The 14,912-nt window shown below is 36.0% G+C and carries 13 protein-coding genes; 6 read left to right on the top strand and 7 right to left on the bottom strand.

Going from position 1 to position 14,912, the window contains the following annotated elements; genetic code table 11:
• Positions 1-14 precede the first annotated feature (14 nt).
• The 3 genes from sodC (at position 15) to ACK2M2_RS09275 (ending at position 3,327) form a co-directional block, all read left to right on the top strand.
• On the top strand, positions 15-575 hold the full coding sequence (gene sodC / locus ACK2M2_RS09285) for a superoxide dismutase [Cu-Zn] SodC (RefSeq protein ID WP_419347752.1): 561 nt from the start codon (positions 15-17) through the stop codon (positions 573-575).
• Between the two features lie 175 nt (positions 576-750).
• The gene (gene yccS / locus ACK2M2_RS09280) at positions 751-2,901 is read left to right on the top strand and encodes a YccS family putative transporter (RefSeq protein WP_419347749.1); all 2,151 of its coding nucleotides are present in this window, start codon (positions 751-753) and stop codon (positions 2,899-2,901) included.
• 138 nt (positions 2,902-3,039) lie between these two features.
• Entirely contained in the window at positions 3,040-3,327 is a 288-nt protein-coding gene (locus ACK2M2_RS09275; protein WP_409511984.1) for a DUF3817 domain-containing protein, read from the top strand.
• A gap of 86 nt (positions 3,328-3,413) precedes the next feature.
• Here ACK2M2_RS09275 and ACK2M2_RS09270 read toward each other — a convergent pair whose 3' ends face one another.
• The 6 genes from ACK2M2_RS09270 to ACK2M2_RS09245 all read right to left on the bottom strand — a co-directional run bounded on the left by ACK2M2_RS09270 (position 3,414) and on the right by ACK2M2_RS09245 (position 10,378).
• Entirely contained in the window at positions 3,414-4,664 is a 1,251-nt protein-coding gene (locus ACK2M2_RS09270) for an MFS transporter (protein WP_419347746.1), read from the bottom strand.
• Between the two features lie 395 nt (positions 4,665-5,059).
• Complete coding sequence (locus tag ACK2M2_RS09265) at positions 5,060-5,935, bottom strand: pirin family protein (RefSeq protein WP_419347743.1); 876 nt, start codon at positions 5,933-5,935, stop codon at positions 5,060-5,062.
• Positions 5,936-6,086: 151 nt separating this feature from the next.
• Positions 6,087-6,839 carry a DNA polymerase beta superfamily protein gene (locus tag ACK2M2_RS09260; RefSeq protein ID WP_419347740.1) on the bottom strand — a complete coding sequence of 251 codons (753 nt, stop codon included), beginning with the start codon at positions 6,837-6,839 and terminating at the stop codon, positions 6,087-6,089.
• Between the two features lie 17 nt (positions 6,840-6,856).
• Complete coding sequence (locus ACK2M2_RS09255; RefSeq protein ID WP_419347737.1) at positions 6,857-8,305, bottom strand: AbiH family protein; 1,449 nt, start codon at positions 8,303-8,305, stop codon at positions 6,857-6,859.
• Positions 8,306-8,398: 93 nt separating this feature from the next.
• The gene (locus tag ACK2M2_RS09250) at positions 8,399-8,773 is read right to left on the bottom strand and encodes a hypothetical protein (protein ID WP_419347734.1); all 375 of its coding nucleotides are present in this window, start codon (positions 8,771-8,773) and stop codon (positions 8,399-8,401) included.
• 195 nt (positions 8,774-8,968) lie between these two features.
• Positions 8,969-10,378 carry an FAD-binding oxidoreductase gene (locus tag ACK2M2_RS09245; protein ID WP_419347732.1) on the bottom strand — a complete coding sequence of 470 codons (1,410 nt, stop codon included), beginning with the start codon at positions 10,376-10,378 and terminating at the stop codon, positions 8,969-8,971.
• Between the two features lie 340 nt (positions 10,379-10,718).
• Between ACK2M2_RS09245 and serA the strand changes: the two genes are divergently transcribed.
• Positions 10,719-11,951, top strand: a complete 1,233-nt coding sequence (gene serA, locus ACK2M2_RS09240; RefSeq protein ID WP_409511977.1) for a phosphoglycerate dehydrogenase — start codon at positions 10,719-10,721, stop codon at positions 11,949-11,951.
• A 114-nt stretch (positions 11,952-12,065) separates the two neighbouring features.
• Positions 12,066-12,935 carry an EamA family transporter gene (locus ACK2M2_RS09235; RefSeq protein ID WP_419347730.1) on the top strand — a complete coding sequence of 290 codons (870 nt, stop codon included), beginning with the start codon at positions 12,066-12,068 and terminating at the stop codon, positions 12,933-12,935.
• A 128-nt stretch (positions 12,936-13,063) separates the two neighbouring features.
• On the opposite strand, the gene ACK2M2_RS09230 is transcribed toward ACK2M2_RS09235, so the two are convergent.
• A complete protein-coding gene (locus ACK2M2_RS09230) occupies positions 13,064-13,810 on the bottom strand; it encodes a tetratricopeptide repeat protein (protein WP_419347727.1) in 747 nt (248 codons plus the stop codon).
• Between the two features lie 161 nt (positions 13,811-13,971).
• Here ACK2M2_RS09230 and ACK2M2_RS09225 point away from each other — a divergent pair, with 161 nt between their 5' ends.
• The gene (locus ACK2M2_RS09225) at positions 13,972-14,856 is read left to right on the top strand and encodes an EamA family transporter (protein WP_419347725.1); all 885 of its coding nucleotides are present in this window, start codon (positions 13,972-13,974) and stop codon (positions 14,854-14,856) included.
• Positions 14,857-14,912 lie beyond the last annotated feature (56 nt).

Below are 14,912 nucleotides of genomic sequence, written 5' to 3'. Positions count from 1 at the left end.
TGGAATACTTTTTCATGCCTCAGGTTTACTCATATTTTCAAATACTCGCTGCATCGACCTTACTTGGTTTTTCTCTCGTAGGCTGTAGCACGACACCATCGAAAGAAAAAAATAGCACTGAAAAAGTTGTGGTTCTTGTCAATGCTGTAAGTTCAGAAGGTATTGGTGCAAAACTAGGGACAATCACATTGCAAGATACTGCTCGTGGTTTAAGTATCCAGTCTAAGCTCTCTAATCTCCCTTCTGGTTTTCATGGTTTTCATATCCATGAAAAAGGCTCATGTGCTCCTGCTGAAAAAGAAGGCAAGAGTGTCGCTGCACTTGCAGCAGGTGGACACTTTAATCCACATCAATCAGGTCATGGCACACCAAATGATGGTCATATGGGCGACCTACCTGTACTCAATGTTGACTCAAGTGGTAATGCCAATACGACCGTTTTGGCGCCTCGTTTAAGTTTAAAAGATGTGAAAGGGCTTGCGATTATGATCCATGCTGGTGGGGATAATTTCTCAGACTATCCAAAACCATTAGGTGGTGGCGGTGATCGTATTGCTTGTGGTGTAATCCAATAATCTATTTGCGGAAATATTTGTGGATAAAGTAAGCTTTATCCACAATTTAAAAAAAATGTGGATACATTCTATTTCCCTTTCTCAAATATCCACTTTGTTTCGATTAGTGATTACACATAGCACAGTTTATTGCTAAAGATTAAAATAGAAAAATTCCACTCAGGCTTATATTTCCGTGAATTCTTTGCATGCATATTTCCGAAACATCCACTCGAGTTCAATTCTGATCTATTGCTTGCAAATTTTTATTGTACTGAGCGGAACAACACTAGGTTTATATTTTTCAGGTTATACCGAACTTATTGTTCCAATTACTTTAGGTGCAATTGCGACAGCATTGACCGATTTCGATGATCGTCTTAGTATTCGCCTGCGTAATTTAATCTATGTTTGCATCTTATTTTTTGCAGTCAGCAGTATTTTATATTTACTGCATCCTTATAAATTCATCTTTATTTTATACCTATCACTCTCTAGTGGCATGCTCATGCTTATGGGGGCATTTGGTCAACGTTATGCAACCATTTCATTCGGAACAATTTTATTATCAATTTATACCATGTTTGGATTGGGTGAATATGAACATTGGTATCAACAATCGATCTATTTTGTATTAGGTGCATTGTGGTACGGCACGACATCTATTCTATTTTATTTGCTTAAATCGACCCAAGCAGTACAAGACAATTTAGCGCAAAGTTTCCAAGCCCTTGCTCAAGTCCTTGAAAAAAAAGCCAAGCTCTTTGATCCAGACAATACCCACAATGTCGAACAGCTCCTTTATAATTTATCTTTAGAAAATAGCCTTGTGGTGCAACATTTAAATACCACGAAAGCCTCTCTACTCACTCGGCTCAAAGCCTCTCGTGCAAATAGAAACACGATTTATTGGCTAAATTTGTATTTTTTAGCCCAAGATATTCATGAACAAGCGACTTCAAATTATTTGCACTACGAAAATATTCATCAAAATTTTAGTCGTACTGATCTAATCTACCGCATTCAAAAAAACATTCGCCTACAAGCGCGCCATTGCGAACAACTTGCGCAGTGCATTATTCAAAGACAAAGTTTTCAGATTCATCCCGATCATGAAATGATTTTAAATAATTTAGAAAATTCACTTCAAGAATGGATAGAGCAAAATCCACAAAACTTAGAAGTAAAGAACTTACTTTTAGTGTTCAATAATTTACGTAATGTCCAAGCGCAATTTAAAAATCTCAGCATTGAGCAAGAAAGCTATCAACAAAGTTATACACGCCATCAAGACAATCTGAATCTACTCGATGATGATATTCACGGTGTAGATGATTTATGGCTCAAACTTAAACAAAATTTGACCCCAAATTCAGCATTATTTCGTCATTCCATCCGCATTGCCTTTGTCTTTGCTATTGGTTATGCCATTTCACTTTTACCCTTTGCCAAAAATGGCTATTGGATTTTACTCACGAGTTTATTCGTCTGTCAGATCAGTTACTTTGCCACTAAAAGCCGTCTTAAAATGCGAACTTTAGGCACACTTTTGGGTGTTATTTTAGGTATTCCCGTTCTATATTTTGTGCCAAGTATTGAAGGACAATTAGTGCTCACCATTATTTTTGGCGTGTACTTTTTTTATTTACGTTCCAAAAAATATGCCATGGCGACACTCATGGCAACACTTATGGTTTTGCTTATTTTCAATCTAAAAGGTGCGGGTTTCTCAATTATTTTACCAAGAATTATGGACACTCTTTTAGGCTGTGCCATCGCATGGTTTGCTGTGAGTTTTATTTGGCCCGATTGGAATTTTCGCAATATTTCCAACAACATCCGTAAAAGTAGCCAAGCTACTTTGGGGTACTTTGATGCTGTAGTTGAACAATACCAACATGGTAAAACCAATAGTATAAAGTACCGTCAATCACGCCGCTTAGCTCATAATGCTCACATTGAGCTATCCAATATGATTTCGAGTTTAAGTACCGAACCTCATCCAAACCAAGATTTAATTCACAATGCATTTCGTTATTTAGTCTATAGCCACAGCCAACTCAGTTATGTGTCAGCTTTAGGCAGCCATCGTACACAGGTACAAGATGCTCAAATTTTAGATTTAATGTTGTGGTGTAAAGAAACATTGAATGAAGTCTTACTCAATCAAACCCCTTTAGATCAAACGCTGATTACACAAAAATTGAATGACATTCATCAACTCAGTGAGCAAGATAATCTATCTGATAATCTGCAACTTGCCCTCAAACAAATTAGTTTGTTGCTTGAAACTTTACCTGAATTAGTCAGGCTTAAAACAGCATTGCTTAAGTTGGAAATTAAATAAATTACAATATTTTCACTTTCAAAATGACATTTGTAAAATATTGAAGTAGAAAATAACGGAATGATATTTTTAAATTTTGTTCAACTTTTCATCCATTTAAGCTACACTCGATATTCATTCTCATTTGATTAAGTGACCATGAATATCAAAAGTTTACGTGTTGTTGGTTTTCTTGAAGGGATTTCCTTCTTACTGCTTATTTTTATTGCAATGCCCTTAAAGTATATTTGGGACAATCCTATTTTGGTTAAATATGTCGGTATGGGGCACGGCGTATTATTTATTGCATTTTTAGTTGTTCTTTTTGTTGTATGTGAAAAGCAAAAATGGTCACTTAAAATGTTTTTACTTGGATTAATTGCCTCTATTTTACCCTTTGGCCCTTTTGTTTTTGATCATAAATTGAAAAAATCAGAACAGAATTAAGTTCATATTTCACAGTATTTTCCTGATATTTTGAATAAAGAGGGAAGCTATTTCCCTCTTTATTACTCTACTTAATCATAATAAGATTAAAACTCACCTCTTGCTTTTCTTTCTTGCATAATCTTATTCAAAGTTTGTCGTGGAAAACTAAACCAAATTAAAATCAGTGTGATACAAGATAATGCATAAGCCCACAGGTGAAAATGTACATAAGCGATACGTACCAACTCAATCACAATAAAAAAGCTAAACATCATCAGCACTGAAACAGCAGCAGCAACGGTTCCTTTAGATACATTAGATGACATCAGGGCAAAACGATACAAAACTGAAAAGCTAATTCCCTCACCAAAACTAACCAAAGTCATGCCCAAAACAACACTATATAAAAAGTACTCTTGCCATATTAAGCCCAATCCGACAATCAATGTTCCACATAACATTAGGGGTAAACCGATCAATACAGTTTGACCTAATCTCAAACGATCAATCATTTTGATCAGGACAATATTGCCCAAAATCAGCCCACCTAAAACAGGAAATTGTGCCAATCCATATTGCATACTACTCAGACCAAGTTCTTCAACCAACATGACAGGAGATAGCGCAATCCAAAGCATGAGTGGCATGGCTACCATCGGCAGACCTAAAGTAAGTGCTAGAAAGTTTTTATTCTTAAATACTTTCTTATAATCATCCCAAATATAAGCCAATGGCTCTTTTGGAATACTTACTTTCACTTCAGGCATTTTTGCTTTTAAGCCAAACCAACTGAGAAATGCTAAAATCGCAATGCCAATAAAGCCCCAATGCCAGGACACATGATCAATTAAAAATGCACCGACCACAGGACCTAATAAAGGTGCGAGTAGAGAAATATTCGCCATGAGTGCCATGACTTTAATGGCATCTCGTTCTTCAAAACTTTCTTGAATGGCAGCATAGCCCACCGCAGCAATCACAGATAAACCAAAACCTTGTAGAAAACGTAAGGTAAGAAAACTTTCAATATTGTGTGTCATTAAAATTAATAAACAGGTAATCACAAAGAATGCGACCCCTGCCAATAACACTTTTTTCCGCCCAAGTCGGTCTGACAATGGGCCGAGTAACCAAGCGACACATGCTCCACCCAACAAATAAAATGACATGGATGAAGGTGCCCAAGCACTGCTCACGCCAAAATCCTTGGTAATGGCAAGCATGGCAGGCTGTACGAGATCATTCCCGATATAAACAGAAAATTCAAACAATACCAATGCTAAGGGAAACATAAAGGTGGCACGACTTAACGGTACAGTTTGATGGCTCTGCTCGGATAAATTTTGATTTTGCATACAGTTTCAAACTTCTAAGCATTTTGTCAGTAGACAAATCAATCAACTGACACGAATTTTATAATATCTAATCTTTTATCTACTTGAGAAATACAGGAAATTTTAAGAGAAATCTGTATCGTTCCATCAGGAGATTAAGGAACAAAAGATCAGCTTGTTTTTAAATAATATGGATATGCGCTGGATACGCAATTGATGCATCGTGTTCACAAGATGCTATTGAAAAGAACAATAAATATTTAAATTTTAGACTATGAATAATCTAAATATCGTATAAAAAATAGTAAACATCCATCATTACGATACCAATGTCACTCCGCATAGTTTAGCAAATTTTCTGCATGCTGACGAGTATGTAGAAAATAGTGCATGATCAAAAACTTAGAATAATTGGTTTATTCACTGCTTTGTGGATTCAAAAATTGACCATTTTTTAAGTCTTCATAGGCTTGTAAAATTTCAGAATAATTATTCATCACAAAATAGCCTTTACCATAAATGGGTTCATTTAAAGATTGTCCCGATAAATAAAGAAAATGGCTGTCTTGTATTGTTGTGAATTCAACATCGCTGCCTTTATTGGACATAACAGCCATGTCTTGCGCTTCAAGGTGCTCATCAGCATCTAATATGTGTACTCGCCCTGAACGCATATAGAATAATGTCGTACTCCCCTCTTGTGCAGGCAAAGTCAGTGTTTTTCCCGCAGGAACGAAGATGTCAAAAACATGCATCGGAGTGTGTGTTTCCGCAGGTCCTTGATGTTGCAAATATTCACCAGCAATCACACGAATATAACCTGCACCCTGATTCAATGTTATTTTCGGAATCTGATTTTCACGTAGGCTTTGGTAACGCGCAGGGTTCAATTTATCTTTCGCTGGCAAATTCACCCACAATTGGAGCATTTCAAATGTTCCTCCTGTTTTAGAAAATTCGGGACTAAACACTTCTTCGTGCAATACGCCTGATGCAGCCGTCATCCATTGCACATCGCCCGCACCAATAAGACCACCTCCACCCGATGAGTCTCTATGTTCAATTTCTCCTTTAAAAACAATAGTCACTGTTTCAAAGCCTCGGTGTGGATGTTCACTCACACCTTTGCGTAACCGTGTAGGTTGTAGTACGCCTGGCCCTAAATGGTCAAGGAGTAGAAATGGCGAAATGGTATTTCCCAATTCGTAATGGGAAAAAACGGAAACAACAGGGGAAAAATCACCGACTGCGGTTCGTGAATCATTGGAATGGATGAATGCGAGTGTTTTCATTTTTTACACATCATTTAAGATCTATACGTAGATTAATCAAATCATTTTTTATTCACTATAGCCCGATGCAAATGCTAGTTGCATTGCATTGTTCAAAGAACATATTTTGGACATGTTTTTTATATTACATTATCCAAATATCCCAACATGATTAACCATAAAAATGTTGCTTTAAATTAAAGCTATACTCTGTCAAATAGTTCTTTAACTTTTCAATATCATTGGTTTGCTCTATTTTACGTGAGCTCAATATTTCAATTTTAGCATTCAAAAGTTTTAAGATTTGAATCTGTTCAGCTTCAGGTAGTTGAGCTTTTTCTTTTTGCTGTTTTTTAATTTCTAAATAGTCTTCTGCCCAATGACGTAATGGATCATTGGCATCGATCTGCTCAAATAGTTCAGTAATCGATAACTCAGGCATAATCTGCTGTGTAGCCAACTCTGCTGACATCAAACCACGAATGGAATAAAATACTTTCTTATAAGTGAAATTGTCCGCTATCATTCCACCCTTTGCTAGAGATAAATAATGATAATACAAAGCCTTATAATCTACTTCCTCAAGTAATCTATCTTTAAATTTATCCCATTCAGGAAATTGATTGAAGTAGATAATATGCGCTCGTACCCACTCCAAAACAGTTGGGTTACTTTTCGCTAAAAGCCCAAACATTTTATTCAAATCAAAAGATACAAAATCAAAATCACCATCCATGATTTCGATCAAATCACGATGCTGGCGATAGTCGTAATACTGTGCTTTTGACGGTAAATGAAAACCTCGTACATCATAATCACTGTCTGGGCTTGCCATCCCCCATAAACGACTACCACTTTCGATATAAAACAATGGATGTTCGTCTCTATTTTGGAACAAATTTTGGATTTTTTGCTGAATGTTCATAATATTTATACTTTTAATCAATCTTCTGAATTTATAGCATTTTCTAAGACAATTTTTGGATTTTCTTTAAATTGAAGCCATTTGTTTTTCATCCAATGTTCCACTTTATCTTTACCTAAAATTGCGAGCAGATTATTCAGCAAAGAAAATTTTGCATTTTTATCAAAATAATAAACCATTACTCGTACATTTCGATCCATATCATCATTTAACGAAAATAAATCTTTAATATAGTCTTGATCTGAAATATCTAATGAATGCCCCCATATACTTACATTTAAATTAAGTTTGCTTTTGTCTTCCATTAATTCCATTCTTCCATGTTTTTTTGCTATAGGATCCCCATCACCAAAGTCTTTTTCAAAATATTCTACTCTAAGTTTATGAGATTTTACCTTTTTTTTATATTCATCCAAAAACAAATAATCTGTATCTTTAAAAAGTTTTTGATGATACTTGGTAAAACCATAAGCCTTAATTTTTTTTAAAGAGTCATCTTCTAAGTCAGAAACCCCTAAAACGATATTTTGTTCTACGCCATGACGTCCATGTAAATATTCAACTTCTACAGAATCACAAATTCTTTCATAAGTATTTGTATAATTAAAAGAAAATATTTTATCAGGATAAATCCAATCTGCATTCTCTATAGAAAATTTATCTACAGGAGTTAATTGACTAATGACTAGTTCAAGATATAAATTAAATATTTCAATAAAATCTTCTAATTGGCTGTTAAGAAATGACATATATTTTTCAGTACAAAAGCCATACTCTATTTTTTCTTTAACATGAAACCAATTATCGTTTATAAAGCCTTTCCTACTATCAGCAATTTCCCCAAAATCAGAATTTGTAACTTTTCCATAATCTATGTTTAGTTTAAATAATCCCAACTTAATAAGTAGATCAATATCTAATTCAGAAATATAAATCTTTTCATCTTCCTTCTCAGAAGTTATTTTTGTTAAGCTTCTAATTGTTTTATCTATTTTTCCATATTTCTCAAATTTCAAATGAATTTTCTTAATAAATTTAAAAGCCAAAATTAGAGCACTTTCAATTTTTTGTTCAAAATCAATCCATGTTTTTATATCATTGACATGTTTTCTAAAATATTGATACCAACAATTTAATTCCAAACGATACTGTAATTTGAGCACTTCTTTTGCTGATAGTTTGACTTGTTCCGTTAAATAGAACCCTTTAGTCTTTTTAATAAATTTTGGATCTCTTGTTTTAGAATAAAGCTCATCGAAATTCATTGAGTAATCAGGGAAATCTTTTTCCTCCGACATATTTTCTAACATTTCCATCCACGTCCTTACTGAATGAATAGTTAAATCATGTACTTTGCTACCTGTATTTTTCTTTTCTATAGCACCCATCACATCCATGAAATGATCATACTTTGTCGGCAAATAATGTGAAAGATCAAAACCATTGCCTACAATTAAAATATTCATTTATTGTTATTCCCCAAAACAAAAAAGCGCATCAACTGATACGCTTTCTATGAGGCTCTACGGTTAAAATTTCAACCAAAAATCAAATATTTATTAAGGACATTTCGCTGTTTGGAAAGTCTTGGTATTTTTACCACGTAAGCATTGATACTCTTGTGTCTTATCAATCCGTTGCCACTGACCATCGACATTCTTAAAGCGATAAATGCTACGAATTGACTTTATCGAATCATCCATTAAACCTGTTTCAGTCAGTTTAACTTCGGCAGCTGTCGGATTTTCCACCTGATTAAAATATTGACGCAACTCTACAGTCGACAAATTTTTACGTAAGTCCGAACGCTCATTTAGCACTTGAGCGATAGGTGTATCACTACCTCCACTCACTTGACTGACCAATTTTTGCGTTGTCGCGCAACCTGTAAAAACTAAAGTACTTAACAGAGAAAGACAAATTAACTTGTTCATTATTGTTTTTCCTAAAAAAGAAAGGCTTTACTTATGATGCAATAGCTTTGCAATTTATACTGTAGAAACTATGTTTCTAAAATCAATTTATCTAAAAAACTCGATAGATCTATCACGATTATTCAACTTTAGAATGCTTTTTTGGGACAATAAAAAACGCTCTAAAAAGAGCGTTTTATTCCATTTATTCAATCATTAAAGATCGAAAAGTTTACCTGGATTCATAATGCCATTTGGATCAAAAACTTGTTTCAAAGCTTTCATATAACCAATTTCTTCTTCAGAACGTGTGTAGTCCAAATATGGTTTTTTCGTCATCCCTACGCCATGTTCCGCAGAAATTGAACCATCATATTTTTTCACAGTTTCAAACACATATTTATTCACAACCTGACATTTTGCAAAGAACTCATCTTTAGACAAATCGGCAGGTTTTAAAATATTTAAATGTAAATTACCGTCACCGATATGACCGAACCAACAAATTTCAAAATCAGGATAGTTTGATTCTACAATTGCATCAATTTCTTTAATGAACGCAGGAACATGCGTGATTAATACTGAAATATCATTTTTATAGGGTGTAAATGGCGCAATTGACTCTGAAATATCTTCACGTAAACGCCATAAGCTGTGCACTTGATCGAGGCTTTGGCTCATCACACCATCAAGCACCCAACCTTGCTCCATACAATGCTCGAAGATTTCCATTGCTGCATCCATAATCGGTTCAAATGGCGCTTCAAATTCAAGCAATACATAAAATGGACAAGCTGTTTCAAATGGACGCTGTACATGACCATTATCCAAAACTTTCTGCATTGCCAATTCACCAAAGAACTCAAATGCAGTTAAATCAATTTTATTTTGGAATGCATGAAGTACAGGCATGATCGCATCAAAATCAGGTACACCTAGTACCATCACTTGTAAATCATGTGGTGCACGTTCAAGTTTAATTTCAGCTTCAGTCACTAAACCTAAAGTACCTTCACCACCAATAAATAAATGTTGAAGTGCATAACCCGTTGCATTCTTGATCATACCTTTATTTAAACGTAGTACATCGCCTTTGCCTGTTACAACAGTCAAGCCCAACACCCAGTTACGTGTCATACCGTACTTAATAACTTTAATACCGCCTGCATTGGTACCAATGTTACCGCCAATTTGTGATGAACCAGAAGATGCAAAATCTACAGGATAATACATGCCTTTTTCTTCGGCATAGTTTTGTAATTGTTCAGTCACAACACCTGCTTGTACTCGAACCATACGATCTGCAGGATAGAACTCTAAAATTTGGTTCATCTTGTCAAAGCTAATCACGATCTCGCCATCAGCTGCAACCGCACCTGCCGATAAACCAGTACGACCACCTGATGGTGTAATCGCAACACCCCATTGATTGGCTAGTTTCACAATCAACTGCACTTGTTCAGTGCTCGATGGGAAAACGATAACAGATGGATTTGGGTCAAAGTGCTTGGTGTGGTCACGCCCCCAGTTTTGTAGACTATCCGCATCGGTTTTAATACGGCTTTCACCGACAATTTCTGTCAATTGGGTCAATAACTCAGGGGTTAAAGCGACTGGAGCATTCATCGTTTTCAGACCTTGCAAGAAGTAGAACAAGTATTTTCAGGTGTATACGCCTTGTATCAAATACAAGAGCACATCAAGAACATGTGAAGCTTTAATCGGCAATATATTTATCACCAATATTCACAGAACAATATTATAAGCCATTTTTCACAAAACCCGCAGAAAATCATGTTTTCTAAATGACACCTTTGAAATTACGCATTTAGGTAAAACCTCCGCGACAAGTTTTGACATATTTTTCACAAAAATGATGAAAACAAGATCATTAAAGAAAATGATTATCTGTGATGTCCTATGCTATTATATCGCCACTAAATTTGGCCTTTGTAGCGGAGCCGTAATGAGCCAACATCTTTCTCTACCTAAAGATAAAATTCGTTTCTTGTTGTTAGAGGGCGTTCATCAGAATGCTATCGACACGCTAAATGCTGCTGGTTATACCAACATCGATTCCCGTAAAACTGCGCTTGAAGGTGAAGCGTTGAAAGAAGCGGTTAAAGATGCTCACTTTATTGGTATTCGTTCACGTACTCAATTGACTGAAGAAGTTTTCCAAGCAGCCAATAAATTGATTGCTGTCGGTTGCTTCTGTATTGGTACGAACCAAGTCAATCTAAATGCAGCTATGGAACGTGGTATTCCTGTATTCAACGCACCTTACTCAAATACACGTTCAGTAGCTGAACTTGTACTTGCTGAAGCAATTCTTCTTCTTCGCCGTGTACCTGAAAAATCTACAGATACACATGCAGGCGGTTGGAACAAATCTGCAGTGGGTTCATTTGAAACTCGTGGTAAAGTTTTAGGTATCGTAGGTTACGGTTCTATCGGTTCTCAACTTTCAGTTTTAGCTGAAGGTTTGGGTATGCATGTTATTTATTATGATGCTGTGACGAAACTACCACTTGGTAATGCACGTCAAGTTGGCTCTATGAATGAATTGCTTGCAACTGCTGATGTTGTATCTATTCATGTTCCAGATGTTCCGTCTACACGTAACTTCATGGGTAAAACTCAGTTTGCACAAATGAAACCTGGTTCAATCTTCATCAATGCTGCACGTGGTACATGTGTTGTGATTGAAGATCTTGCTGATGCGCTTAAATCGGGTCACATTGCAGGTGCTGCGGTTGACGTATTCCCGAAAGAGCCTAAAGCAAATGGTGAAGAATTTGTTTCTGCACTTCGTAATATTCCAAACGTGATTTTAACACCGCACGTTGGTGGTTCGACTATGGAAGCGCAAGCGAACATTGGTCTTGAAGTTGCTGAAAAATTTGTTGCTTACTCAGACAAAGGCATGACTTTATCTGCTGTAAACTTCCCAGAAATTGCGTTGCCATTGACTGAAGGTAAACATCGTTTACTTCATATTCATAAAAACGTACCAGGCGTATTGTCTAAAATTAATAACTTATTCGCAGAACACGGTATTAATATTTCTGGTCAGTCTTTAATGACTAAAGGTGATGTTGGTTATCTTGTGATGGATGTAGATGCAACTGCATCTCAAGAAGCGCTTGATACACTTCACGAAGTTGAAGGTACAATCCGCGTACGTGTATTGTTCTAATTTAATTTTGTTTAAAAACCACAGGCTTCGGTCTGTGGTTTTTTTATTGAAAAAACTTAACTTTGGCAGCTTCCGCTCTTCGATTTATCGAAACAAATTTAGTATATTGTCTGCATGCCAAATTTAAAAAATACACCTCATGTTCAAGCCTTGTTTTTGTTACTGATCGCCATGATCAGTATGCAAAGCAGTGGCTCACTTGCCAAAGTTCTGTTTGAGCAATTCCCAATTCTAACTGTTTCAGCCATGCGCTTACTGCTTGGCTCACTCATCCTCGCATTGATTTTTAAAATCTGGCAACTCAATTTTAAACAAGTGAAATGGAAAGCCATTATCAGTTATGGCTTAGCTTTAGCTGGTATGAATGCGTTGTTTTATTTATCTATTGACCGTTTACCCTTAGGCATTGCTGTTTCATTTGAATTTATTGGCCCACTCAGTGTTGCACTTTATCATGCACGGCAAAAGTTTGATTTTGTTTGGGTTGGACTTGCCATTTTAGGATTAGCACTGCTATTTCCTTTTGAACAATCTCATAGTTTAGACCCGATTGGGATTGCCCTTGCATTAGGTGCAGGTGCATGTTGGGCGTTATATATTGTTGCAGGTCAAAAGCCTACAGGCATTTCGGGTAATCATACTGTCTGTTTAGGTATGTTTGTAGGTATGCTCTGTCTAATGCCAATTGCATTATTTATGGGAATGCCGAGTGCCGTTTTTGAGCCTTCTAATTTTATTTATTTCATTGCTTTAGCGATTTTAGCCAGCGCATTACCCTTTTCTTTGGAAATGATTGCTTTACGTAATTTGAGTGCTTTGAGTTTTGGTACACTCATGAGTATTGAACCTGCGATTGCCGCTTTATCTGGTTTTATATTTTTAGGCGAGCAATTACTGTGGACACAGTGGTTAGCATTGGCAACCATTATTAGCGCTTCAGTTGGCTGTACTTATACAACACAGTTGGCAAGAAAACATAAATAGGCTCTCATGTTTATCAAAAAACTATGAGATGCGTTCTTTATGATAATCAAGCTAAGGCTTTAAATAAATTAAATATATACAAAATCCCGCATCAATGAGAACGGGATTTTAAATTTTACCCATTTCAATCAGGAAATTTTAAACTCAATTGAAGCTGCTTCAATATGCTGATGATCCCGAGCAAGCTGTAAATACTTCAATGCCACTTGTTTATCTTTTCTAACCCCATTACCGTCCTTATATGCTTGAAATAATTCAAAATAAGCATCGACATGACCCAGATCAGCCGCTTGAGTGAGAAAGCCTACAGTTTGCACAGAACATTGATCTACACCGTGCCCATGACGATAAAACTGTGCAAGCAAATAATATGCATGAGGAATCTGCTGATCTTTAGCCAAATTGAGCCAATATAATGCTTTCGGCATATTTGACTGACGCTGTTCATGTATCGCCATACATAGCATAGCCTGAACATTTCCCTGCTGTGCTGCAGCATCCAGTAATATTAAATGTTGCTCATCTTCTAAAGGTAGTAACATTGCCAATTCAAACTGAGCTTCTTCATATTGTTGATCTGCAGCATGCTTAAGCCAAAATAAACTCTGTTCTAAATTTTTTTCAACACCCGTCCCATATCTCAAAAACTGCGCATACACATATTGTGCATTGGCATGACCAGATTCAGCATCTAAGCATAATAATTCAGCTGCTTGCGATGCCAATACGGTCTTTTCAGCATCAGAAATAGCGTTTTCTTGTTGCTGCAGTAATGCCATAGCCTGAAGATAATTGGATTCAATTAGATGTTCTGAACATGCTAAAGTTGGCTGCTTTTTACCAGAATTTATTGTATATAGTGTTATTTCAGACATATTTTGCCCTGAATTTGTAAATTTAATTGTCAGTTAATCTCATAGTACCTGAGTTTTAATTTTTTACCAAAATATTACATGAATATTCATATATTTAAAAAATAGTTATACATTGATCTATTAATGATAAAATTTCTTGAGCATTTTCTCAGTATTCATATATGCAAAATACACAGTTAAAAGCCGTGATCTACATGGTGCTGTCCATGGTCGCGTACCAAATCAGTGCATCATTTGCCAAGCAACTTTTTGAAGTACTTGATCCACTCACCGTTGTGACCTTGCGACTATGTTTTGCCTCTATTTTAGTTATTTTAATGTTCCGTTCATGGAAAATCATTAAGCGCCTTCCCTATTTAAGATGGTCAGATTTGCTATTTTATAGTGGCTCAGTCTGCCTAATGAATGCCCTCTTTTACGCATCACTTGGAAAGTTGCCACAAGGCATTGCCGTGGGTCTAGAGTTCTTAGGACCTTTAACGCTTGCATTACTTTCAATTAAACAAAAATCCGATTATCTCTGGGTTGCATTGGCGATTGTTGGTGTTTCATTGATGGTGCCTTGGCAAGACACCCAAAGTCCAAATTTTTCATGGTTAGGGGCTACTTTTGCAATAAGTGCTGGTTTTTTCTGGGCTTGTTATATTTATTTTGGACAACGTGTTGTTCGTCAAAATATTGGTATGCATGCACTCAGTATTGCGATTGTATTATCAGCATTGGTTATGTTACCGATCAGTGCCATTCACAATCCAACTGCCCTTTTTCAGTTTCAATATTGGCCTCAAGCCCTAGCTATTGCGTTATTGGCAACAGCTATTCCCTACGCACTTGATCTGATGGCACTCAAGCATTTAAGTAAATTGAGTTATGGAACACTGTCAAGTTTGTCACCTGCTTTGGGTGCATTGGCAGGATTAGTTTTATTAAATGAACATTTAAATCTTTGGCAAATCATTGCCTTAGTCTGCATTACCACAGCATCTGTGGGTGTTACTTTTAATGCAGCTCGTTCTTCTAATATAGAAACATCTACTTCAAGTTAAAGACTACAAAAACAATGCTATTTTAAGTAATCACTAAAAAGCCGTTATTGATCATT

The organism is Acinetobacter sp. TY1 (assembly GCF_048551395.1).
Taxonomy (GTDB): domain Bacteria; phylum Pseudomonadota; class Gammaproteobacteria; order Pseudomonadales; family Moraxellaceae; genus Acinetobacter.
Note: the sequence above shows the minus strand (reverse complement) of the source record. Positions and strands in the feature narration are given on the sequence as shown.

Coding starts and splice junctions, on each gene's coding strand:
- ACK2M2_RS09225 (WP_419347725.1), top strand. CDS start 13,972: ATGCAAAATACACAGTTAAAAGCCGTGATCTACATGGTGCTGTCCATG.
- ACK2M2_RS09245 (WP_419347732.1), bottom strand. CDS start 10,378: ATGAATGCTCCAGTCGCTTTAACCCCTGAGTTATTGACCCAATTGACA.
- ACK2M2_RS09270 (WP_419347746.1), bottom strand. CDS start 4,664: ATGCAAAATCAAAATTTATCCGAGCAGAGCCATCAAACTGTACCGTTA.
- ACK2M2_RS09230 (WP_419347727.1), bottom strand. CDS start 13,810: ATGTCTGAAATAACACTATATACAATAAATTCTGGTAAAAAGCAGCCA.
- sodC (WP_419347752.1), top strand. CDS start 15: ATGCCTCAGGTTTACTCATATTTTCAAATACTCGCTGCATCGACCTTA.
- ACK2M2_RS09255 (WP_419347737.1), bottom strand. CDS start 8,305: ATGAATATTTTAATTGTAGGCAATGGTTTTGATCTTTCACATTATTTG.
- ACK2M2_RS09265 (WP_419347743.1), bottom strand. CDS start 5,935: ATGAAAACACTCGCATTCATCCATTCCAATGATTCACGAACCGCAGTC.
- ACK2M2_RS09260 (WP_419347740.1), bottom strand. CDS start 6,839: ATGAACATTCAGCAAAAAATCCAAAATTTGTTCCAAAATAGAGACGAA.
- serA (WP_409511977.1), top strand. CDS start 10,719: ATGAGCCAACATCTTTCTCTACCTAAAGATAAAATTCGTTTCTTGTTG.
- ACK2M2_RS09250 (WP_419347734.1), bottom strand. CDS start 8,773: ATGAACAAGTTAATTTGTCTTTCTCTGTTAAGTACTTTAGTTTTTACA.
- ACK2M2_RS09235 (WP_419347730.1), top strand. CDS start 12,066: ATGCCAAATTTAAAAAATACACCTCATGTTCAAGCCTTGTTTTTGTTA.
- ACK2M2_RS09275 (WP_409511984.1), top strand. CDS start 3,040: ATGAATATCAAAAGTTTACGTGTTGTTGGTTTTCTTGAAGGGATTTCC.